Origin of the sequence: Flavobacterium gilvum (genome assembly GCF_001761465.1) — a bacterium.
Taxonomy (GTDB): Bacteria; Bacteroidota; Bacteroidia; order Flavobacteriales; family Flavobacteriaceae; genus Flavobacterium; species Flavobacterium gilvum.
Genome location: NZ_CP017479.1, coordinates 1,197,837 through 1,222,079, shown reverse-complemented (window position 1 = coordinate 1,222,079; position 24,243 = coordinate 1,197,837). Strand labels below are relative to the sequence as shown.

At 35.9% G+C, this 24,243-nt stretch carries 17 protein-coding genes, 1 tRNA gene and 1 pseudogene; 7 read left to right on the top strand and 12 right to left on the bottom strand.

Translation table 11 applies throughout. The annotated features are described in order from the left end of the window. Position 1 precedes the first annotated feature (1 nt). The 8 genes and pseudogenes from EM308_RS18305 to EM308_RS05135 form a co-directional block, all read right to left on the bottom strand. A complete protein-coding gene (locus EM308_RS18305; RefSeq protein ID WP_035633456.1) occupies positions 2–1,291 on the bottom strand; it encodes an efflux RND transporter permease subunit in 1,290 nt (429 codons plus the stop codon). A 14-nt stretch (positions 1,292–1,305) separates the two neighbouring features. Beyond that, entirely contained in the window at positions 1,306–1,551 is a 246-nt protein-coding gene (locus tag EM308_RS18230; protein ID WP_051877621.1) for a GDCCVxC domain-containing (seleno)protein, read from the bottom strand. A 24-nt stretch (positions 1,552–1,575) separates the two neighbouring features. Further along, positions 1,576–1,905 (bottom strand): annotated as a pseudogene (locus EM308_RS18225) (MerC domain-containing protein); the annotation flags it as partial. 40 nt (positions 1,906–1,945) lie between these two features. Beyond that, positions 1,946–2,401, bottom strand: coding sequence for a heme-binding domain-containing protein (locus tag EM308_RS05155; RefSeq protein ID WP_035633459.1), 456 nt, complete (start codon positions 2,399–2,401; stop codon positions 1,946–1,948). 1 nt (position 2,402) lies between these two features. Then, positions 2,403–2,969 (bottom strand): DUF3347 domain-containing protein, encoded by a 567-nt coding sequence (locus EM308_RS05150; protein ID WP_035633564.1) that lies wholly within the window; start codon positions 2,967–2,969, stop codon positions 2,403–2,405. Positions 2,970–3,004: 35 nt separating this feature from the next. Beyond that, positions 3,005–3,619: a heavy metal-binding domain-containing protein gene (locus EM308_RS05145; protein WP_035633461.1), complete on the bottom strand. Its 615-nt coding sequence runs from the start codon at positions 3,617–3,619 to the stop codon at positions 3,005–3,007. 228 nt (positions 3,620–3,847) lie between these two features. Further along, positions 3,848–4,213, bottom strand: a complete 366-nt coding sequence (locus EM308_RS05140) for a hypothetical protein (RefSeq protein ID WP_035633463.1) — start codon at positions 4,211–4,213, stop codon at positions 3,848–3,850. A 263-nt stretch (positions 4,214–4,476) separates the two neighbouring features. Beyond that, entirely contained in the window at positions 4,477–4,710 is a 234-nt protein-coding gene (locus EM308_RS05135) for a helix-turn-helix domain-containing protein (RefSeq protein ID WP_035633466.1), read from the bottom strand. Positions 4,711–4,803: 93 nt separating this feature from the next. Here EM308_RS05135 and EM308_RS05130 point away from each other — a divergent pair, with 93 nt between their 5' ends. Continuing rightward, positions 4,804–5,883 (top strand): hypothetical protein, encoded by a 1,080-nt coding sequence (locus EM308_RS05130; protein WP_035633469.1) that lies wholly within the window; start codon positions 4,804–4,806, stop codon positions 5,881–5,883. A 1,084-nt stretch (positions 5,884–6,967) separates the two neighbouring features. Here the strand turns inward: EM308_RS05130 and EM308_RS05125 are convergent. Continuing rightward, a tRNA-Leu gene (locus tag EM308_RS05125) sits at positions 6,968–7,047 on the bottom strand. Between the two features lie 289 nt (positions 7,048–7,336). On the opposite strand from EM308_RS05125, the gene EM308_RS05120 reads away from it, so the two are divergent. The 3 genes from EM308_RS05120 (at position 7,337) to pth (ending at position 10,062) form a co-directional block, all read left to right on the top strand. Continuing rightward, the gene (locus tag EM308_RS05120) at positions 7,337–8,278 is read left to right on the top strand and encodes a ribose-phosphate pyrophosphokinase (RefSeq protein ID WP_035633473.1); all 942 of its coding nucleotides are present in this window, start codon (positions 7,337–7,339) and stop codon (positions 8,276–8,278) included. Positions 8,279–8,393: 115 nt separating this feature from the next. After that, positions 8,394–9,005, top strand: a complete 612-nt coding sequence (locus EM308_RS05115) for a 50S ribosomal protein L25/general stress protein Ctc (RefSeq protein WP_035633475.1) — start codon at positions 8,394–8,396, stop codon at positions 9,003–9,005. 382 nt (positions 9,006–9,387) lie between these two features. Continuing rightward, complete coding sequence (gene pth / locus EM308_RS05110; protein WP_035633477.1) at positions 9,388–10,062, top strand: aminoacyl-tRNA hydrolase; 675 nt, start codon at positions 9,388–9,390, stop codon at positions 10,060–10,062. A gap of 52 nt (positions 10,063–10,114) precedes the next feature. Here pth and EM308_RS05105 read toward each other — a convergent pair whose 3' ends face one another. Further along, positions 10,115–12,796 carry a zinc-dependent metalloprotease gene (locus tag EM308_RS05105; protein WP_035633480.1) on the bottom strand — a complete coding sequence of 894 codons (2,682 nt, stop codon included), beginning with the start codon at positions 12,794–12,796 and terminating at the stop codon, positions 10,115–10,117. 351 nt (positions 12,797–13,147) lie between these two features. Here EM308_RS05105 and EM308_RS05100 point away from each other — a divergent pair, with 351 nt between their 5' ends. The 3 genes from EM308_RS05100 to bioB all read left to right on the top strand — a co-directional run bounded on the left by EM308_RS05100 (position 13,148) and on the right by bioB (position 16,041). Then, on the top strand, positions 13,148–14,095 hold the full coding sequence (locus EM308_RS05100) for a bifunctional riboflavin kinase/FAD synthetase (protein ID WP_035633482.1): 948 nt from the start codon (positions 13,148–13,150) through the stop codon (positions 14,093–14,095). A 323-nt stretch (positions 14,096–14,418) separates the two neighbouring features. Then, positions 14,419–14,856, top strand: a complete 438-nt coding sequence (locus EM308_RS05095) for a hypothetical protein (RefSeq protein WP_035633566.1) — start codon at positions 14,419–14,421, stop codon at positions 14,854–14,856. 99 nt (positions 14,857–14,955) lie between these two features. Further along, positions 14,956–16,041: a biotin synthase BioB gene (gene bioB, locus EM308_RS05090; RefSeq protein WP_035633484.1), complete on the top strand. Its 1,086-nt coding sequence runs from the start codon at positions 14,956–14,958 to the stop codon at positions 16,039–16,041. A gap of 66 nt (positions 16,042–16,107) precedes the next feature. On the opposite strand, the gene EM308_RS05085 is transcribed toward bioB, so the two are convergent. Both EM308_RS05085 and EM308_RS05080 read right to left on the bottom strand, forming a co-directional pair. Next, complete coding sequence (locus EM308_RS05085) at positions 16,108–18,594, bottom strand: hypothetical protein (RefSeq protein ID WP_051877617.1); 2,487 nt, start codon at positions 18,592–18,594, stop codon at positions 16,108–16,110. Between the two features lie 181 nt (positions 18,595–18,775). Further along, the gene (locus EM308_RS05080; protein WP_051877618.1) at positions 18,776–23,512 is read right to left on the bottom strand and encodes a PKD-like domain-containing protein; all 4,737 of its coding nucleotides are present in this window, start codon (positions 23,510–23,512) and stop codon (positions 18,776–18,778) included. Positions 23,513–24,243: the final 731 nt, after the last annotated feature.

Below are 24,243 nucleotides of genomic sequence, written 5' to 3'. Positions count from 1 at the left end.
TTTAAGTAAGATGTTGGTTATTGTCCATTTCTTCCTGTTTTTCCGAAATTGTTCTATAGGCATTCTCTACCATTACGATACCATCATCTACGACAACTCCAATTGCCAAAGCAATTCCCGTCAATGACATAATGTTTGATGAAATACCAAATGCTTCAAGTAAAATGAAGCCAATAGCAACCGATATGGGTAATTGGATGAGTATTATCAATGCGCTTCGCCAATGAAAAAGAAATAGTAAAACCACTATTGATACTGCAATCATCTCTTCGATTAGCGTTCCTTTGACAGAATCGATTGCTTTTTCAATCAATTCACTTCGGTCATAGGATGTTTTAAAAGTCACACCCTCCGGCAGTCCTTTCTCCACTTCTTTCATTTTTGCTTTGACAGCTTTAATGACATTATCGGCATTTTCTCCGTATCGCATCACTACAATACCGCCAACTACTTCGCCAGAACCGTTTTCGTCAAAAATTCCTAAACGCAAATCGCCACCCATTTGCAGGGAGCCAATATCTTTTATTCGAACCGGAATAGAATTGTAATTTTTAATGGCTATGTCCTCGACGTCCTTTATGTTTTTTATATATCCCAATCCCCTTATTATGTATGACATATCACTCATTTCGAATTTCCGTCCGCCTACATCATTATTATTGGCTTTTACAGCGTTCATCACTTCCATCATACTGACTTTGTAATGTTGCATTTTCAAAGGGTCTAAAACCAATTGGTATTGTTTCTCAAAACCACCAAACGAAGCTACTTCGGCAACTCCCGGAACAGTTTGCAATGCAAATTTCACGTACCAATCCTGTAATGCTCTTTGTTCTCCCAAGTCCATACCATTCGCCTTGAAATGGTACCAAAAAACATGACCTACACCTGTTCCATCTGGGCCAAGAGTTGGAACCACACTTTGAGGCAAAAGGCGCTGGGCATAATTGAGTCTTTCCAAAACCCGGGTTCTTGCCCAATAGATATCTACATTGTCCTCAAAAACAATATATACGAAGCTCATCCCAAACATAGAAGCACCACGAATATTCTTGACTTTTGGTATTCCTTGTAGATTGGACACCAAGGGATAGGTTACTTGTGCCTCGATAACCTGCGGACTTCTTCCCATCCACTCCGTAAATACAATTACTTGATTTTCGGATAAATCAGGAATGGCATCTATGGGATTTTGTTGCACAGAATAAACACCCCAAGCAAATAGACCGGCTGAAATGAGCAGGACTATAAATCTGTTTCTTAATGAAAATGATATTAATTTTTCTACCATCACGTTTTAATTTTTTAACAACATTTGTCTCCAGCTTGTATTGGCGGACATTTTATATTCCCATAGCTACAAAAAACACAACAATCGCCTTGTTTGGGTCTCAAAACTGTATTACAATTTTCACATTCATAAAAAAATTGACAAGCATCTGTTGGCATCATTTCATCTTTTTTATGTCCACAGTTTGGACAAGTCAGAGTTGATTTTAGCTCCACAGATTTACCGTTGAATACGATACAAGTTTTACAATTACTTACCATTTTATTTGAGTAATAATTAATTACAGTTCCAATTAATAAACCAAACATCCCTATATAAACATGTGAATAATTAATACTGAAATAGTATCCGAATAAAATAATTATTCCACTTGGAATAGCTATCAATAAAGGATAAAGATTCTGATGTTTTCTATACGAAATAACCAAGCCTGAAATTGATACTAAAATCATTGTCTGAAATATCCACATTGTCCATCCACCAAACAATTCGAAACTACCCAATCCAAAAACTGAACCGATGAATGCAAAAAGAGGAAAACAGCATGGAGAAAATACTGCTGTTAGGAAAAGTCCAAGTGTGCCTAATTTATCTATATTATTGTTGATATTCATTTTGTTTTTTAATTTATAAAGAATAATTCATGTTTGATTATTAGTTGTCTTTAAGGCTATTAATCCAATTGATTACTTCCTGTTTTTGGCCAGTGGAAAGCATTGCATTTTTATGAATTAAAGTATAAGACCTCAAAGGCATTTCATTCAACTTAATTTGTTTACTTATAGCTTTCAATTTGCTATTTTGCTTGCGTTTTGAATAAGTTCCAAATTCATCGAAATTCAAATCTTTTTTCCCATTTTGTATATGGTTTTCCAAAAAAAATCTAACAGGCTGAATATTGGAGTACCAGGGATAATTAGTGTTATTGCTGTGACAATCATAACAAGAGTTTCGCAATATCGTCTCAACTTTAGAAGGGACATGATATGCTTTTGAAAAATCAGCAGTTAAATCCTGCTCGAAAGCAACGTTTCGAGCAGGCTGATATAACTGCAAGAGCAAAAAAATAATTAATCCAATACCTAATATCTTTTTGAAGATATTTTTCATCTTAGAACTCCTTTCTCACAGAACCACAAGTAAGCATTTCAGAACCGAAATAAGGGTTTTTAATTTCTTTTGATTCGCTTATCCAAATTGCACCTTTACCATTATCGGCCATTGGGCAAAAATCCTGATACAGTTTTTGTTCAGATTGAAAATTTTGTACCAAGTCGTTGATGTCTTTGCTCATTAAAACAAAATGTTCTCTTTGGTGGGCAATCTTTCCGGCGTTATCTCCAATATGCTCGGCATGTTCTTTAAGGTCATCGGCAATATCCATATAGGTTTTCATCTGTTCGCCAGACAATTTTTTCATATCCGTTTTCCCTAAAGTTTCCACCAATTTTTTTCCTGCACTTGAAGCTCCATTAGAATCATCTTTGGTCAATGCATTTTTTAAAGACAAATAATCCGTAACAATATCTTTAACGGAAAATGCATTTGGGTCGACTTTTACAGTTGCAGTCTCAGTATTTTCTGTGGCTGGATTAACTGTTTCCTCTTGTTTGTTTTTTTGGTTACAAGAAACTAATGCTAATGATAGTACTACGGCTGAAAGAATTAATTTTTTCATCTTTATTTTTTTTAGGTTTATAAAACTTTGATTAATTATTTGTTGTTTTCTTTTTGAATCATTGCCATCCCACATTTAGGGCATTCCCCTTTGGTGTCGGCAGTTGTGCCGTCCATTGGACAAACATATTTTGTCACAGTTTTAGTTTTAGGCTGGCTACCTTTTAGCGGGTGTAAGTCCACTTTTTCGGTAATTTTTACCATTTCAGTTCCGCATTTAGAACATTTTCCTGCAGTAGCTGAAGTTGTACCGTCTACTTGACAAACATATTTTATCACAGTTTTAGTCTTAGGTTGGCTTCCTTTTTGAGCGTGTGTGTCTACTTTTTCAGTAGTTTTTACCATTGCCATTGCACATTTGGAGCATTTTCCAGGTTTATCCGAAGTTGTGCTGTCCATTGGACAGACATATTTTATTATCGTTTTGCTTTGAGGCTGACTTCCTTTTGTAGCATAGGTCGGTATTTTTTCGGTAACTTTTTTCAATTCCATTCCGCATTTTGGACATTTTCCGGAGCTTAGATTCGTTTCGTCTGGATGCATTGGACACACATACACAATTTTTTGTTCTTCTTCTTTTGTAGCTATTTGTGCTGATGCTACGGTAGTAAATGCAAAAACTGCACTTAATACTATAATTAAATTTTTCATTTTTTTGGATTTTTATTAAACAGAGAATTGACTTCATCGAAAGAATCGATTCAGTGAATTTCCATTTTATTATACGTTTGAAATAATTATGAATTCTATAGAGTTGTAAATAATTGTAAATAAGAGTCTTAAGCTATAAATTTACAAATAATTTTAATCGATAGAATAAATGATTTTAAAGCAAGAATTGCTTTGAATTTGACACACTTATGGCTGTCAAAATTTGATTTAGCTTATTTTAGGTATAAGCCATAAAGAATTGAAACCGGAAGAAATGGCGGTTTCATAGTTGTAAAAATTTGGTTTTTCTGAAGAGAAATTAAAACAATTGGTAGTAATGTACCATTCATTTATAGAAACAGATGAATTGCAAGTAGAAGCACAACCACAATTCGAATGGTTGCATTTACCGCAACCTTGGTGTTTTTTGTTTTTTGAATGACCATCATTTTTACAACAATCTTCATTACAGGTATTTGATGAAACTGCTTTTTGAGAAGAATGTTTTGCAGAATTATTTTCACACGCAAAAGAACTACTTGGCATCAATAAAAAGCCAAATAATACGATTACTATTATGTGAAATTTGTTCATTTTAGTCTTAATTTACACCAAATTTAATCAAATTTTATGGATTGATTATTAATACCGTGTTAAAACTGGTACTATCTATCTTTAGTCAGCTACTTTAATAGTAAATTTTAAAATTATAATTTAAATACTTAAGAAGTAGTCCAGAAGGTGCTTTTAACTAGTTTTCTGAATACTTTTATTAATTACTTTCGACAATTTATACAATTATTACATAAGTCTTATTCGGATTATTAATCAAATTGATTTTAAGATCATTAGCTGTGTTACTTTTTAACATTGAAATTTACTAACTCACTCATTGAAATTTCCAACGCTTCACTTAATCTATAAAGACTATAAACTGTTGGATTTGTTCTGCCAGCTTCAATTCTCGAAATGTTTGTAGTATCAATGTTTCCTTGCATTTTTGCTACTAAATCAACTTGAGACATTCCTCTTTCTAATCGTAGTTCCTTTATCCTTTTTCCTAATAATTCCAATAAATCTGATTTTTCCATTCTTGACATATTTGACAAGGCAAGGAATTGTATATATTAGCATCTTGTAATGCCATATATGACAATATTTACAAATATTTAAAAGAATGGAGTATGAAGGATTATGAAATACATATTGACGAAGATTTAGATGCTAAATCTAAACAGATGCTTAACGATTATTGGCTTATTCAGGATGGTATTTTCTTAAATAAAGTCGCGGGAATTATCAAAATGCATGGTATCAAACAAGGAGAACTTAACACACTGCTTGAAAAACATGCTCATTGTGAAATAAATCATGGCAATTGTTGTGAATGTGATAAAGAAATGAAGGACAAAATTTTCTTAAGAAGCGATTTTAATTACACTTTTAAGAGCAAAGTTAATAACTGTTCAGAATGTAGAGAAGAATTTCGTAGAAAAAATGAAAAGGAGTGGAAGGAACATCAAAATAGGCAGGAAGAAAAAAGAAAAGAAAAGCTCGCGTTTTTTGATGAAGTCGTAAATGAAAAAAAATGGCTTGAATTACCTAAAAATGAGTTAAATATACTTTATAAACTTATTGAAAACAAAACAATGAATAAGATTTTTGCCAATGTTTTTAACGGAAATAGAGGTGATAAATCAATGTGGCGATATGTTTATAAATTTGAAAGTCTAGGTTTTTTTAATGCAATTAGAAATGGTATTTGGGTTGATAAATTAGAATTTGACGAAAGAATAAATGAAGCAATTAAAAACTTATTTCTCAACAAAGCAGATTCTGATAAGGATCGAGAACCATCTACTGCATTGGATGAATTACGTTTTTCACTTGCTAGAAAGGAATATAAGCAAACAATTAACCATCCAGATTATAGTGGGGCATTTACATTACAAAGGGACGTAATATTTAGAGCAAAAGAGAAGTATATTTATAGTGGGTGGATCCAAACCGATGGTTCAATAAATTTAAGATTTACACCAGTATCAAATTTGCAAAGCAGCAATGTAATTCAAGAAAATATAAAAAATGAGCCTCAATTAGTGGGTGAAATTGTGAAAAATATGTTTAACGAAATTCGGAATGATACTCGTGAACTTCCAACCTATGAAGAAGCTTTTGGAATATTGGACTCCAATTCTGATGAAGATGAAGATAAGGATGATGAGAATTGGGATGAGGATGAAGATTGGGATGTTCCATTTTAATTTAAAAAATCTTTTTACAAGGGGTTAAAAATAAGATTAACTGAAAAGGTAGACACCGATGACAACTACAATTAAGCATCCTTGTGACATGTGGAAATATTCCACGCAGTAAATGGCAGGAGAAAATGATAAAGATATCCTGCTGCAAACTTTCTAACTTCGACAAGGATCAGAATGTTGCGTTAAATATTCAGTGAGGAATATTTGGATACAATATTATACCCCTGCATTAACAACAAAACACAAAAAATAAAAGTCGATTATGATTAGTGGTGGGGGTGTTTTTTAATAGGTCTCGTTTGCAAAACTTTTGACTTTTTTACTTGCCTATTTGATTATAAAAAAGGAAGCTATTGGCGATGTTACTCTAGGCAAGAGTACCTTTTTTAAAACTAACTAATTGATAATATGAATAATACTGTGTTTGTCTCTTGGTTTTACCCGACTATTACCCGACAACTCATTAATTAGATTATTAGGTGTAGTGTTTTACTTATAAAAATATTTATGGTGAGTTACGCTATTCAAATCAAAAATACATTCAAAAGTGTTAACGCAAAATAGACGAATTGCGGTAGCAGTTATGTAACCTGATGCAACAAATAAAATAATTTCTATAGGTTTGGATTTAGCTTAACACCATACCCCCATTTTTTTAGCATTCTTTAAAAAAGGGTTTTTATTAATTTTAATAACCAGGCTTAAAACAGCATTTATTTTGATTCAAAAATAAATTGAAAACCCAGTATTCATTATAATAAAAACAACATTTTGTATAAATCACTTTTGGGTTAACTTTTTTTGGAAGAAAACAAAAAAGTAATTTCTGATTTTTAAATCATTTTGATTTTGTGTTCCTCTATGTGGTACTAGATATATTACGAAGAACATTACATAAAAAATAGAAATATAAAAAACGGGAGTTGTTCAGGCTCCCGTTTTACGTTTTTCAAACGTTGGTTTATAATTGGCATCGTAAACCAATACAAATGTATGTTTTTGAAATGGTTTGGCAATAGTTTGGCAACTTGAATAAAAAAAAGCCTGTAATACTTGAAAAACAAGTGATTACAGACTTTTTAAGTACCCGGAGCCGGAGTCGAACCGGCACGGTTTCCCACAGGTGTTTGAGACCAGCGCGTCTACCAATTCCGCCATCCGGGCTTAGCAGACATGAAATAATAAACAATTATTTCAAACGCAATAAAGAGATAAATTGTGTTACAATTATCTTTTCCTTTAACACGGTGCAAATGTAGAAAAAAATTTTAAACATTCTAATAAAAATACTGAAATTTTTCCTTTCAGTGTTGATTTTATTTTCTAAATTTGCACCTCGTAAAAAACATCACACACAACTAACTACATTCGAGGTATTTATATTTTTTCAGGCCAAACAATATTGTATAGCCGAACTCATATAAACCGCAACGAAATAAAAACAACAAATTAAATGTCACACCTAGAACCAGAAGCTAAAATTTTTGCCTGTTCAAAAAGTGAATATCTTGCAGAGAAGATTGCAAAAGAATATGGAATCCCATTGGGAAAAATGACTATGTCTACTTATAGCGACGGCGAATTTCAGCCTTCATATGAAGAGTCCATACGTGGATTACGAGTTTTTATCGTTTGTTCCACTTTCCCTTCTGCCGATAATTTAATGGAGTTGTTACTAATGATAGATGCAGCCAAACGCGCCTCTGCCAGACATATTACAGCTGTTATCCCATACTTTGGTTGGGCAAGACAGGATAGAAAAGACAAACCAAGAGTGCCGATTGGAGCCAAATTGGTAGCCAATCTCTTAAATGCGGCCGGAGCAACCCGAATTATGACAATGGACTTGCATGCCGATCAAATACAAGGATTCTTTGAAAAACCAGTAGATCACCTTTTTGCATCGACTATCTTTTTACCATACGTAGAAAGTCTTGAGCTTACCGATTTAACTATCGCTTCGCCAGATATGGGAGGATCAAAAAGAGCTTATGCTTATTCTAAATTCCTAAATTCTGAAGTAGTTATCTGTTACAAACAAAGAAAAGCAGCCAACATAATCGAAACTATGGAGCTTATCGGAGAAGTAAAAGGCAGAAACGTAATCCTTGTTGACGATATGATTGACACAGGAGGAACATTGGCAAAAGCAGCCGATTTGATGATCGAAAAAGGAGCCTTGAGCGTAAGAGCAATTTGTACTCACGCTATTTTATCCGGTAATGCTTACGAAAAAATAGAAAATTCAAAATTATCAGAATTAATCGTAACCGATTCTATTCCGTTAAAAAAACAATCAAGCAAAATAAGAGTGGTAAGTTGCGCCCCACTTTTTGCCGAAGTAATGTACATGGTACATCACAACAATTCCATTAGTGGAAAGTTTTTAATGTAGATTTTCTTAGTCCTCAGCGATTAGTCCTTGGTGATTAGTCAGCTACTATGGACTAAAAAACTAACCACTGAGGACTAAAAAAAGAGTTTAATTAATAACTATATAAATATTTAAAATGAAATCGATTACAATTAAAGGATCAGAAAGAGAAAGCGTGGGCAAAGTTGCTACAAAAGCCTTACGTAATGCTGGATTGGTTCCTTGCGTATTATACGGAGGAAATCAGGCAGTTCATTTTTCAGCGGAAGTTATAGCTTTCAAGAACTTGGTTTACACTCCAAACGCACACACAGTTGTGATTGAACTTGGAAACGGTAAATCTTACAATGCAGTTTTACAAGACATCCAGGTACACCCAGTATCAGACAAAATTTTACACATTGACTTCTTTCAAATCCATGATGACAAAGAAATCACTATCGAAGTTCCAGTAAAAATTATTGGTAACTCAAAAGGAGTTATGGCTGGTGGAGATTTACGTATGAACAACCGTAAATTAAAAGTGAAAGCTTTACCAAAAAACCTTCCTGATTTTGTTGAGGCTGATATCACACCTCTTGACATGGGTAACAAATTATACGTTACTAAAGTGCCAACTCCAAACTTCAAAATCATGCACCCAGACAATACAGTAATTTGTCAAGTGAAGATTTCTCGTGCGGCGATGAAAGCTGCTCAAGAAGCTGCAAAAGCTGCAAAAGCTCCTGCAAAAGGAAAGAAAAAATAATACTTTTTCAATCACTATACCAAAAGCATCAGTTTCACAACTGGTGCTTTTTTTTTGATTTGAAGCGAATGATTAGGCATCTTCAAAAAACATGGATTCCCGCTGTCCGCTACAATCTCTCCTCTCGTCCCAAAAGACGAGATGCGAGGATTTTCACTCCCATCGGGGCTAAAGAGGTTTTATGGTTTTGTTCTTGTCATCATTTACAAGATTGAGAAAAACCACCCCGCCCTTTGGGCACCCCTCCAAAGGAGGGGAACACAAGCGACTTCCCCTCCTCTGGAGGGGTGCCTGAAAGGCGGGGTGGCCCCGGTGCAACTCCCCAAACCATTTTCCAACACACAAGTTTCTTAAATTAACAGATTAAACCTATTTTTGCAGCATGATAAAATGGATGCAAAACCTGTTTTCATCACCAAAAACAGAAGAGAACACAAATAACATAAAACCGGAGGTTCACGAACACCAAAAAAACAATATAAAAAAAGTGAGTAATAAATTTCTAATCGTCGGTCTAGGAAATATAGGTTCCGAATACGTAAACACCCGACACAATATTGGTTTCAAAGTCCTTGATTTCCTTGCCAAAAAAGAAGGAATCCCATTCGAAACCGTAAAACTGGGAGCGCTCGCCGAATACAAATTCAAAGGAAGAACCTTTTTTCTTTTAAAACCAAACACCTATATGAATTTAAGCGGTAAAGCCGTAAAATTCTGGATGGACAAAGAAAACATTCCTCTGGAAAACATATTTGTCATCACCGATGATTTGAATCTTTCATTCGGGACCATTCGTATCCGCAAAAAAGGAAGCGACGGAGGTCACAACGGACTCAAAAATATCAATCAAATTCTGGGTACGCAAGAATACACCCGCTTCCGCTTTGGTATCAGTGACGAATTTAAAAAAGGCCAACAAATCAATTACGTACTGGGAGATTGGGACGAAAACGAACAAGCCAAACTTCCTGAAAGGCTCGAACTTGCTTCTGAAATCATAAGATCATTCGGAACAGCAGGAGTCGAAAACACCATGACTACTTTTAACGGAAAATAAAAAAGGGGAAACAATTTACAACTGTTTCCCCTTTCTTTAGATTATAACAAATCTATTTCACAATAATTTTAGAAACTTCTTTTCGATCACCGTCTACAACCGTTACAATATAAGTTCCCGCTGCAGCATTCTTCAACTGAATATTCTGATTGAAATCGCCTGTGTTTGCAAATTTTTTATCATAAATCTTTCTTCCCGACAAATCGGTCACCAAAACCTGAATATCGGTCGTATTGGAACTTGAAAAACGAATATTAAAATTCCCTTTGTTCGGATTTGGGTACAACACAAAATCATTGGTTTCAAAATGCTTAGTTGCCAAAGTAGTATATGAACTCGAGCATATCGTTACAGAAGCCGAATTGAGTGTTCCCGAATCGCCAACGCCGTTATCCCTAAACCTTAATATCCAGGTTCCACTTGGATTTTCGCCATTAAAAGCAGACAAATTTCCGGCAGGGGTCACTGTTTGGTTCGCAGTCATACCGCAGGTTAAAGCTCCTCCCGTATCGTCATAAGTCAAGTCTAAACTACTGTTTGTCGACCCGCAGGCCTTGTCAAACAATTTCACAACAGTCCCTTTTGGGCTTACCAACTCAATTTGAACATCTGAAATATATGTATGGGTAAATTTCACATTAACATTAACATCACTAATTTCCGAAGTAGTTGCAGGCACATCAATAGTTCTCTCTGCATAAGTTGTTGATTCGGGTATTGCTGCAGGCAATCCTGTTGAATAGGCAGCCGTATTACACGTAGTCGAAATCGAATATCCCAAAGCAAAAGGCTTACTATTTATGGCATAAAAAACATTTGCTGTTGGCTCAATCAAAATCCTGCAATTCTTGGCTGCGGTTAAAGGAGCTGTAACAACTTCAGAACCATCATTTGGTGTATTAGGTGCCAAAACAATCGGAAAAGTCAAACCACCATCTGTAGACATTTTTATATTCACATTGGATGCCCCCGCCAAAACATCAGATCCATTTACACTCCAAGTAATAGTTTGCGAAGAACCCAAAACCCAACTGGAATCAGCGACATTTTGCGATGTTATTGCAAATGGCCCTTTAGTTGCGTCAACAGTGAGTATCATCACATCTGAATTCGTTTGTCCTGAACCCAAAGCCGCATTGTCACGGACGGTAAATGCAAAACTCAAATTTCTTGCCACCGAAGGAACTGCCTCCCAGGTAGAAACCAACTGACCACCCAAAACTTTAGCAAAAGCCGGAAAATAACGATTGGTAACATTTACAGGTAAAAACGACCTGAAGTTAGGCCCATTGGTTTTTGTCGCATAAGCGATACTCTTGGAGTCACTTTCGGGCGAACTCGCAGAATCATTTTGTTCCCAACAATATGTCATTGTATTACCATCAGGATCGGTAGCAGTACCATTCAAAACAAAAGCGGTACTTTTAGGAATTGTATAATCCAATCCCGCATTGACCACAGGTTTTTGATTGAGAAATGTGGTACTGACGGGACAGGTTTTTGTACTTAAATTACTCTGTATCTGCACGATGCTGGCATAGGCAAAATAATCATCCGAATAATCCTGAACATCATAATCGGTTATTCCAGCATAACCCATAATAGTAGAACCGCTTCCCGGCTCTACACTTACGCCAGAACCTTCAATATCATAGGAAAAAGTATGATTGGCTCCCAATTGATGCCCCATTTCGTGAGCTACAAAATCGATATCAAAAAGATCTCCCTTTGGCGTACCATTGGATGGTGAAGTAAAACCGCTTCCTTTTCCTTTTGGTTCCGCAGTCGTTGGATTAACACAAACACACCCTATACAACCAGCATCTCCTCCACCTCCAGACGCACCAAACAAATGCCCAATATCATAATTTGCATCCCCAATAACCGAAGTTAAATTTTTCTGCAATTCTGTGTTCCATGCACCGGCAACTCCAGCCTTCGCATCAGAATAGGGGTCGGTAGCGGCATCTGTGTATATTATAATCGAATTGTTGGAAATAATTTCAAGTTTAGTAGCTAGGTCTCTATTAAAGATACCGTTAACGCGTGTCATTGTGGCATTCATTGCTGCCAGGGCATTATTTACTGTTCCTCCAAAAAACTGAGTATATTCACCTGTACAAGACAGAGCTAGTCTCAAAGTTTTAAAAACTCCATTAGTGGCCTTGATTTCGGCAGTTTTCTTCACTAAATCTTTATTCAACACCACATCAACCGTTTTACAAGTCAATGGCAAAATTCCCTTTTCTCTTTTCTTCGAACTGGAAAGAACATATATCGATTTATCGTTATCTGCCCGTTCAATAAATTCCGAATCGCTATCTCCTCTCAAAACCATTGTAGAAACACCGTCTGGAGACACACTAAAACTAATTGATGCTTTTGGATCAGTAATCCCTGTCCCAGAATAGGATCTAATTTCTGGATATTTCGCTTGTAATTCGGGTGCAAAATTGGAAGATTCCACAACAGCAAACTCTTCTGTTTTTCCTTCTCCATTAGGAATTGCAACAGCTATGGTTGTTTCAGTTTTGGACTGAAGTGCTGTCAGCGACTGCCTGAATTCGGATTCATTCAAGGAGAACAAAAGCTGATGATTCAATCCCAAATCATTTTCCTGTTTTGAAACAAGTACCTTTTGAGTAGGATTTATGGATTTCCAGGATGATTTAACCTGTGAAAACCCAACGAAATTCAAAACAAATACTATCAGGAAAAATAATAATCTCTTCATAAGCTGACCGTGTTTTATGAATTGACAAATTCATATAATTTCACTCTATTTTTGTTCTATCCGTCCTATTAATTTTAGAATTCATCAACTGCTACCAATACGCGAACAGAAGAATTCATTTCGATTGGGGCCAATTCTCGATACTATTACTTCATGATTATTTTACAAAATTAACTCATTTTACAATGGAATAACCAAAGTTTTGAAAACGATTTAACAAAAGAATAATATAACGTAATTTAAAATATTTATTTAACATAAAGAATGCGGTAGCTAATAAATTTAAAAACTTCTTATCCTGCTTTTTAAAATAGATAATATAAATTTGCAAAATATTTTAAAAAAGGTATTTTGAAAATATTTCATTCTATAAACGATTTCCAAATTGCATCTGGTGAAAATGCAAAAAAGACAATTCTTACATTAGGAACCTTTGATGGCGTTCATTTTGGACATAAAAAAATATTGGAAAAAGTCACTCAAAATACCGAAAACGAGAAATACGAAAGTCTCGTACTTACATTTTTTCCGCATCCGCGAATGGTCCTACAAGAGGATTCAGATATCAAACTACTCAATACTATAGAAGAAAAAATTGAACTGCTGGATAAAATCGGGATTCAAAATTTGGTCATCCATCCTTTTGACGAAAGTTTCTCAAGGTTAACCGCCGAAGAATTTGTAAAAAACATTCTTGTAGATAAATTTCATATCTATAAAATCATAATTGGTCATGACCATCGATTTGGACGTAACAGAACTGCAAATATTAATGATTTAAAAGCTTTTGGAGCACAATATGATTTTGAAGTAGAAGAAATTTCGGCTCAGGAAATCAAAGAAGTATCTGTAAGTTCAACAAAAATTAGACACGCCTTATCCGAAGGAAATATGGCTTTGGCCAATGAATATCTAGGTTATAATTATTCTTTAACTGGAATTATAGCCAAAGGAAAACAACTGGGCAGAACAATAGGATTTCCCACAGCAAATTTAAAAATTGCCGAAACCTTCAAGCTTATTCCCAAGAATGGCGTTTATATTGTAAAAAGTATCATCCAAACAAAAACGGTTTTAGGCATGATGAACATTGGCTTCAACCCTACTGTTGATGGGAAACATCAAACAATCGAAATCAATTATTTTGACTTTGACGAAGATTTATACGACCAAAAAATCACCGTTTCCATATTGGAACGAATCCGATCCGAAGTAAAATTTGATTCGGTTGCACTTTTGAAAGAACAATTAGAAAAAGACAAAGAAACAGCTTTGGCTTATTTCAAATCTAAACTTTAGATTTTAAGCATTTAGCACAGCTAGCGCGAGCGTCCCGCTCGTGCCCGTTCCAATTTACATAATCTTAAAACCTTTGTTTGCGGGCACGAGCGGGACGCTCGCGCTAGCTTCGAATAACATAGCGTTATCGGATTATGCGATTCCTCGTTCCTCGGAATGACAACCCTGAGGCCGAATCATCCAACTTTTTACGAAAATGACAATAATAAGAAAAAACTCTTGTCGTTATCACCTCTTTTTTGTTAAAATTTTTCGTAAATTTATATCAACATACTGAATACCAAACACCTATTGCATTTCTAACTTTTAAAAAAAAACAAGCCATGAAAGTAAAAAAAGAAATTAAAAACGGGTACTTTATTTTTATATCAATAGGAACCTATTTTCTCTTGATGGAATTTTTGGGTTTATCCAATGTTTTCTATTTACGATTACTGAATGTTTTCTTTGTCCTTTATGCCGTAAATGACACATTAAAGTCAAGGGTTAAAAACGGTAACACAAGTTTTTTGCACAATATCAAGGCAGCATTAACTACTTCTCTTGTCGGAGTCACATTATCTATCCTTGGTCTTTTGATTTATAGCTATATGAGAGGTGGAGATGCTTATATTCATAATTTGTCGGAGAGTTTTTTATTCGGAGGTCATCCTTCCATCAATATGTATTGTTTCTCCTTGTTTTTTGAGGGAATTGCGTCGTCCGTAATCGTCACCTTACTGCTAGTTCTGTACTATAATGACAAGTTTGCCGCCGACTAGAACTCATTTAATCTATTTATATTAAGACATTTTAAGACTTGTGCGTTGTGTTACTTTAGAACAATTTGATTACTTTTGGGGCATCAAAAACAAGGATCAATGAGTATCACAAAACATAACTGGACGAAAGAAGAAATTATTGCAATTTATAATAAACCTTTGATGGATTTGCTTTTTGAAGCATCAACAATCCATCGCGAACATCACGACCCAAATGTGGTTCAGGTTTCTACTTTGGTTTCCATAAAAACAGGAGGATGTTCTGAAGATTGCGGATATTGCCCGCAAGCCGCAAGATACAACACCGGTGTTGAAGGAAACAATTTAATGTCTGTAAACCAAGTAAAAGAACAGGCAATTCAAGCCAAATCTGGAGGTTCTTCCCGCGTATGTATGGGTGCTGCTTGGAGAAACGTAAAAGACGGACCTGAGTTTGACCAAGTTTTGGAAATGGTTCGTACCATCAACAAAATGGATATGGAAGTGTGCTGTACTCTTGGTATGATTACCGAAAATCAAGCACAGCGACTAGCCGAAGCAGGTCTTTATGCTTATAACCACAACTTAGACACTTCTGAGGATTATTACAAAGAAGTTATTTCGACACGCGGATTTGAAGACCGTTTGCAAACTATAGAAAACGTAAGAAAAACAAGTGTTACAGTTTGTAGTGGTGGAATTATTGGAATGGGAGAAAGTATCGATGACAGAGCAGGAATGCTTGTGGCTCTTTCTACATTGAATCCTCAACCAGAATCGGTGCCAATCAATGCTTTGGTTGCCGTAGAAGGAACTCCGATGGAAAATGAAAAACCAGTCGAAATTTGGGAAATGATTCGAATGGTTGCAACCACCCGAATTGTAATGCCTGAGACACAAGTTCGTCTATCGGCAGGAAGAATGAACATGAGCCGAGAAGGTCAAGCAATGTGTTTCTTTGCTGGAGCTAACTCTATTTTTGCTGGAGATAAATTGCTTACAACGCCAAATCCCGATGTTAACGAAGACATGAAAATGTTTGATTTATTGGGTTTAAAACCGCAAAAACCATTTACAAAAAAATCACAAAGACCAACCGTTGAAGCTGTAGATTCACAATTTGAAGCTCTTGGCGAAAAGCCAAAATGGTCGCGCCCAAACCATATTATCGAAAAAAATCTTGAAGCCTCTGTAAAAGGGAAATAAGACTTTTTTAAAACTATAAAACCCCCATTTTGAAGATAAAAATGGGGGTTTTGTTTTTTTTGCCAATTAAAAAAAGACCTTATTTATCTGATAATCAGAATTATCGAAAACCGTTTTTACAATTAAAATTTGATGCTTCGAGGTTAAATTAGGAATCACAATTTGCTCTTTATCAATATCTTTCTTTTTATAGAGTAATTTTCCATTCAAATCATAAATAACAATCATCGAAATTTTTTCAACAGCAGAATTAATACTCAATTGTTTTTCCTGAGTATAAATTGCAAGTCCCTGTTTTGTTTTTTCCGTCTCTTGCTTCGAAGTGGACTTTATATCAAGTTCTTTATAACTCAACACAAAGCGACTATTATATTCTCCTTTTGATGCTGAAAACGGATAAGATCTTTCTTTTAAATCGTGGAGTATTCCTGTATTTTTATCTTCTAAAAAAATAGCACAATTGCTTAACAAACCATCGGTGTGGTCAATTTTTATTTCAAAAGCACCATCAATGTTGGTTTTAAAACCTAATGCTACTTTATCTGTATAATCAAAAGGTAAAGCCCGGCCTTGAATAACCAATTTATTTTCTTCGCTAATGCTATAAAAATCGACAAAAGCATTTCCGTCAGAAGTTGTGCCATCGTATAGATTATCCATTTCATTGGTAGCTCCCGTAACATATCCTACCAACAATTGTTTGAAAGCACCTTCGGAATTTGTTAAATTCAACCATAGTCTATTCTTCTCAATTGATGAATCCTTCTTAGTATTTGAAATTTTAAAAAATTGATTATTGGAATTAGACGCCAAAACTTTTCCCGAATTTCGCATGGCGTTATTAAACACAAAATTCCCGGCTACTTTACTCGTCACAAAAAAGGATACTCCTGAAGCAATTTTACCATTTGGAATTGTTCCCGAATCACCGGCACTCGGTGCGGCTGTTCCTGTTCCTCCCGTCAAATTATAAGAAGCATAATCATCTGAATTATAAACATAAAAAGCCCCATCTTGCTTAATAGCTGTATTATGTGTCCAAAAGTTAAGCGTTCCCACAATTATTGCAGAGTTGGCCTTGATAAATTCATCGGCATCAATGGCAGAAGGGTAAGGATTGCCTATTAAATTATCCATTCCAATACCTTCCGAAAGAATTTCGATAACGCCATTATTAGGAATCCCTTTAAACTGAACTGGTTGAGAATAAGTTGATCCTGTCCAATATTCTTTATTGGAGTATTTAGTATCAGGCTTTGGCACACGAATTACAAATCCCTTACCTGCAGGATCCATTGAATTAGCACCATTTTCGTACACCCAATTCCCATTTGCAAAACTAAAATACTTATCCGAAAGTGTATTTGGAGACAATACATTCAAAATCTGACCCTGCACTGGAGACGACCAATAAGTAAAATCAAAATTTTTCATCGGTGAAGTAATGCGATTGTAAATAATCTGACCAATGTTTACTGCAGCATCATTCACCTGAATCAAACTTGAATTGTTCTCAAAAGTTATTGTTCCTGCACCCAAAACATCTAATCTATTTTGAAGCTTTAAAACCCCTCCAGAATCAACATGAACGGCTACACCGTTATCGATTTGGCAAGAACAGGTTTCTAATGATTCATTCAGATTAAAATCTTTTGAAAAGCGTACATTTTTACCCGAATCTGGAAGACCATTAGACCAAGAACCATTATAAATCGTTTCTGGCGGAGCTGCTTTTATAACATTCGAATAACTGATTTCACCACATTCATTGGCTGATTTCAGTCGAACATAATAAGGTCCACCTGCAGCCAAATCTTCAACGGTTTCAGACAAAGTATTTCCTAAAATCTTATTTTTGTAACCTTCTAAATTATTAATAAAACCGGAATCGGTAGCCACATCAATAAAATAATTCGAAGCATTTGAACAAGCCGCCCAATTCAAAATAAAAGAAGTAGAAGTACAAGCAAGGTTCACTTCTGGCAAAGTAGGCGCTTGCGACTTTACGCAGGAAACCACACCATTAAACTGGAAATCATTAATACTAAAAGCTCCCGTTCTCGTTATAGCAGCCCATCCATAAAACCTGAAAGTAATCGGAAAATCAACTCCTTGAAAGGCCGTCGAAGACAAAGAAACCGTTCCTCTAGCTCCTGAAACAGACCCTATATTTGTTGAAAAACCATCAACACTGGAACGAAATGCAAAAAGTCTTGGACCATTAGCCGAAACTTGCCCTGTATAAACAAAACTGATAAAATTTATTTGCCTACCCTGATTTGGAGTAATGGTAAACTCAAAATAAGTGTCGGAATCAGAGTCGTCGACCTTCCAACCCTTCGCATCATATCTATTATTTGCATTTACATAACTCAAAGCCCCACTCCTGCCAATACCACTAACTTTAATGCCGGGATCCACATTTTGTCCTATCGTATAAGGATTTGATTGACCGGGATAAGTTCCCGTAATTGGATTATTAAATATTGATTGAGAAAAAATAAGAACTGGTGAAACAATAAAAAACAAACACGCCAAGAAAAATTGTTTCATAAAATGATAGCATTAATGAATACTCAGAAAACATATTAATACTAAAATAAGAATTTATTTATAATTTAAATAAAATATTAAATTTATTTTCTTACAATTTTTAATTCGTCCTGTTTTTAAAACGAAAAAGTCCCATTCCTATAAATCGGAATGAGACTTTAAAAAACGGGGGTATTGTAAATTAGTTCTTAAAAATAATCTCTTTTGTGACCCATTTCCCGTCAGTCAATTGAATCATAACAATTAAAAACTGGTCGCTGGAATTCAATCCCTGAATCACATATTCATTACTTTTCACATTAGTGTTTTCAAAAATCTTCCTTCCTCTCAAATCATACAACAAGACAGTGCCCATCGTTTTATCAAAAGAGTTGATTTTTATTTGATGATTCTTTACAGAAACAACAAGGGATTTATTTTTACTCTCAGTTGGTTTTTCAATAGTTGGATCCAAACTCTCAACTGGTGGCACGACAACTACTGGCGGTTCGGTCACAATTGGTGGATTCACAACAACTGGTGGTTCTACAGCCACTGGCGGTTCGGTCACAATTGGAGGATTCACAACAACTGGTGGTTCTACAGCAACTGGCGGTTCGGTTACAATTGGCGGATTCACGACAACCGGAGGTTCTACAGCCACTGGTGGTTCGATTACAATTGGCGGATTCACGACAACCGGAGGTTCTACAGCTACAGGAGGTTCTGTTACAATTGGAGGATTCACGACAACTGGAGGATCTACAGCTACAGGTGGTTCTGCTACAATTGGAGGATTCACGACAACCGGTGGTTCTACTGCTACCGGTGGCTCAGTTACAATTGGAGGATTCACGACAACTGGTGGCACTACAGCTACAGGCGGTTCGGTTACAATTGGCGGATTCACAACAACCGGTGGTTCTACTGCTACCGGTGGTTCCGTTACAATTGGCGGATTGACAACAACAGGTGGTTCTACCGCTACAGGAGGCTCGGTTACAATTGGCGGATTGACAACAACAGGTGGTTCTACCGCTACAGGAGGCTCGGTTACAATTGGCGGATTCACGACAACCGGAGGTTCTACAGCTACTGGTGGTTCGGTTACAATTGGTGGATTCACAACAACCGGTGGCTCAATTACAATCGGAGCATTTTTATCAACATAAACCAAAGTAAAGCGATTATCAAAAGTTCCTTTGGCCGTAGTAAATGAATAAGGACCATCATTTAGATTATGAACAGCTTTGGTTACATTATCTTCAAGAAAGACAGTTTGATTAGTCAAAACTCCGTCTACTTTGTCGATACTTATCCTAAAAGTTCCCTGTATTGCAGTTTTGTAACCCAAAGGCACCTTATCCCCTTTATCAAATGGCAAAGCACGCCCTTGTATCGTAAGTTTATCTTCTTTGTTAACACTATAAAAATCAACATAATCATTCCCATCAAAACTAATGCCGTCATACAATTTATCCATCTCATTGGTAGCACCTGTAATATAGCCCACCAACAATTGTTTGAAAGCCCCATCAGAATTGGACAAATTCAGCCAAACTCTACTCTTTTCGACAGCAACCGTTTTTTTGGTTTGAGCCATTCTCAAAAACTGACTATTCGATCCAGCCGTAGAATTACGCATCGAATTCTTAAACACAAAATCACCAGACGCTTTGCTGATCACAAAAAAGGACTGTCCAGCCGCAATTTTACCATTCGGTTTATTATTATCATCTATAGTTTCACCAGCATCGAGAACACCATTATTATTCGCATCAATAAAATTGCCTCTAGTTCCTGCTCCTCCTGTCAAGTTATAAGTTGCATAATCATTGGAATTATAAACATAAAACGAGCCACTTTGCGTAATAGCAGTGTTATGTGTCCAAAAATACAGTGCCCCACCTATGACTGACGCGTTAGCATTGATAAACGCATCGGCATCTATGGCAGAAGGATAAGGATTCCCTATTAAATTATCCATTCCAGTTCCCTCTGTCGCAATTGAAATGGAACCATTATTTGGAATTCCCTCAAATTGAACCGGCTGAGCATAGGTAGCTGTATACCATTTTTCTCCATTAGGGTAAACGACTCCAGGTTTTGGCACGCGGATAATAAATCCTTTTCCAGCAGGATTCATCTTGTTGGTTACCCCTTCAACCTTCCAATTGCCATTGTTAAAACTATAATATTTATCCCAAAGAGTATTAGGTGACAAAACATTCAACACCTGATCTTTTACTGGAGAAGACCAATACGTAAAATCAAAATTTTTCATCGGACTGGTAATGCGCTTGTATATAATTTTCCCATTATTTATTGCAGCATCATTAACCTGAATCAAACTTGCATTGTTTTCAAAGGTTAATGTCCCAGTGCTCAAAACATCCAAACCGTTTTCAATTGTCAAAACTACACCAGAAGCTACGCCAACTGCTACACCAGAATTAATTTGACATGAACAGGCATTTAAAGCAGCCGTTATGGTAACATTACCCGCAAAAACAGCTCTTTTGGTAGCATCCGGAACACCATTATCCCAACTGGAACCACTCCAAGTAGTTGTCCCTGCAACATTTAATGAAATTTTATCTGAAGCTACCGAAACGCAACCTGAAGCATTTTTGGCTGTTACATAATAATCTCCAGCTGGCACACTATTAAATATTCCAGATGTATTACTATAATTAGTTCCATCAATACTATAACTAAGTCCTGCTCCAGTTGGTGATGTTACTGTAATAGTTCCTGTTGAAACTACACAAGTAGGCTGTTTGGTAGCTGATGCTATTGGTTTTATTGGGGAAGAATTTACCGTAATTGTTACTACAGAAGAATTGACACTTGTCCCACAACCACTTTGTGATCTTGCTCTAACATAATACGTTACACCTGGAGACAGTCCGTTTATGGCTAATGAAGTAGCTGCTGCAGAAACTGAAAGATTATTATAACCCGTGAGATAAGTCCCAAATAAAGGATCTGTAGAAACATCAAATCGGTAATTTGTAATACCTGAAATTGCTGTCCAAGTTTCTGTAGCAGTAGTTTGATTACATCCCAAAGTGATATTACTTAAAACGGGAGCTACTGGAGTTGGATTTACAGTAACAACCAAATTGAACGGACTTCCGGGACAACCTGAAGCCAATTTTGGAGTCAAAATATAAGTAACAGTAATAGCTGAAGTTGTTGTATTAATCAAAGTTTCTGTGATTCCTGTAGCATTGGCAACTTCTGTAGCCGAACCTGCTGAATTGCTAATGCCGGTCACTGCTGCGCGAGTCCAATCAAATGTTGTTCCCGTGGAAGTGATTGCTCCACTAGAATAAGAAACCCCGCTACAAACAGAACTAGTTGCTGGCGCAGTGATTACAGGTCTAGGATTTACCGTAACATCTAAATTGAACGGACTCCCGGGACAACCTGAAACCAATTTTGGAGTTAAAACATAAGTAACCGTAATAGCAGAAGTTGTTGTATTGATCAAGGTTTCTGTGATTCCTGAAGCATTGGCAACTCCAGTAGCTGAACCTGCTGTATTGCTAATGCCCGTCACTGCTGCTCGAGTCCAATCAAATGTTGTTCCAGTGGAAGTGATTGCTCCACTAGAATAAGAAACCCCGCTACAAGCCGAACCGGTTGCTGGCGCAGTGATTACAGGTTTCGGATTTACCGTAACATCTAAATTGAACGGACTCCCGGGACAACCTGAAGCCAATCTTGGAGTTAAAATATAAGTAACCGTAATAGCAGAAGTTGTTGTATTGATTAAGGTTTCGGTAACTCCTGAAGCATTGTTAACCCCGGTACCTGAACCTGCTGTATTGCTGATTCCTGTTACCACTGCACGAGTCCAGTCAAATTTTGTTCCAGTCGAGGTGATTGCTCCACTTGAATAAGAAAAACCACTACAAACAGAACCAGTTGCTGGCGCAGTGATTACAGTTTTCGGATTAACTGTAATGGTTACTGGTGTTGTATATGCTGATTTAAAAGTTTTGCCTCCAATTACAGAAACCGTTCTTCGTCGATAACTTGCACTTACAGTCAGAGCCGGTGGAGAATAATCCTTTCCTGTAGCGCCTGGAATATCAACATAGCTACCACTTTCATTTGTTTGCCATTCGTATGATATTGTCCCTGAACCCGCACCGTCTCTTGTTGAACTCAAAGTAGATGGAACAAATCCATAACAAACCGTTTGTGATTCTTCTATAGAACCTGCCGAAATATTATTAACACCACCAGCCGCTTCAACTTCAGCAAAGGAATATATTGCACCACCTCCTGTACAAACAGCATAATGTACACCGCCTAGATCTAATTCGTCATTGTTATTACACGAACCACTCAAACTATTAGAACCATTTTCAAGATATATGGCAGCACCCGAAGGCAATTTAAGTGTATTATGGTCAAACTTAATTTGCCCAGTAGAACTAACAACTATCAATTGTGTAGTTAGAGTAATATCAATTTTAAAAACCATTTCCAATAATCCATCAACAGTTATGCTGTTAGCCGAAGCAGTAGTTGTATCCAAAGTCACGGTCGTTCCAGATGAAATCACTACATCGTCAATAGTTGTAGGTACAATCTTTGCCATATAACTTTGAGAAGAAAAAACAGTAGCCGTATTTGCAACTAATGTTAAATGCGTGTTATCGGTAATGGAAGAAACAGTACCAATTACAGTAGTACCATCATCTTTATACAAAATACTGCCAACTGCCAACTCTGTTGTAAATGATGTCCCAACACCAGTAACAATTTTCGAACTACTTGTTGTTGAAATCGTACCAGTTCTACTTATTGTACTCCAAGTTGATGCAGCACCCCAATTACCATTTCCTGTACTAGTAATTGTTGCACTAAAAGCGGTATTTACAAAAAATAAACATAAAAAAATTGAAAGTAAAATTCTATTCATAAATGGGGCTGTTTTTTGAATTTAATCTATTGGATTTTTATTTTGAGACAAATATTAGCCTAGCTGTTCTTTCCTGAAAAAGACAGTTATTAGGTACTTTGGCTTATACTTGTGGAGTTAGAAAACGGAAAGTCTACTCATAATATCTGGGGCTATTACAAAAAATAAACATAAAAAAACTGAAAGTAAAATTCTATCCATATGTGGGGTGGTTTTTAGAATTTAATTTATTGGATTTTATTTTGAGACAAATATTAGCCTGGCTGCTCTTTCCTGAAAAAGACAGTTATTAGGGGATACTCGGGCTGATACTTTGGAATTAAAAGAGGTAAAGTTTATTCATATTATTTGGGGCTATTGCAAAAAACAAAAAAATTGAAAGTAAAATTCTACTCATAAGTGGGGCGGTTTTAAGAATTTAATTTAAGACAAACATCAGCCTGACTACTCTTTCCGGAAAAAGGTAGTTGCTAGGTACTTAAGCTTATACTTGTGGGATTAAAAGAGGAAAAGTTGATTCATGTCGCTTGGGGCTATTTTATTATTAAAAAAAAATCTACAATTGCTGCATTCTAAAAAAAGGGTAAATGCTAAAGCAAAACAGATATATAATGATCAAAATTAAAAATTAAAAATTATTTCTTTCGTTAAGCTTGACAAACAATCTAAATATCAGTTAAACAACCTTATTTTAATAATTTAACAAGTATTAAAACACAGAAATCCCTTCC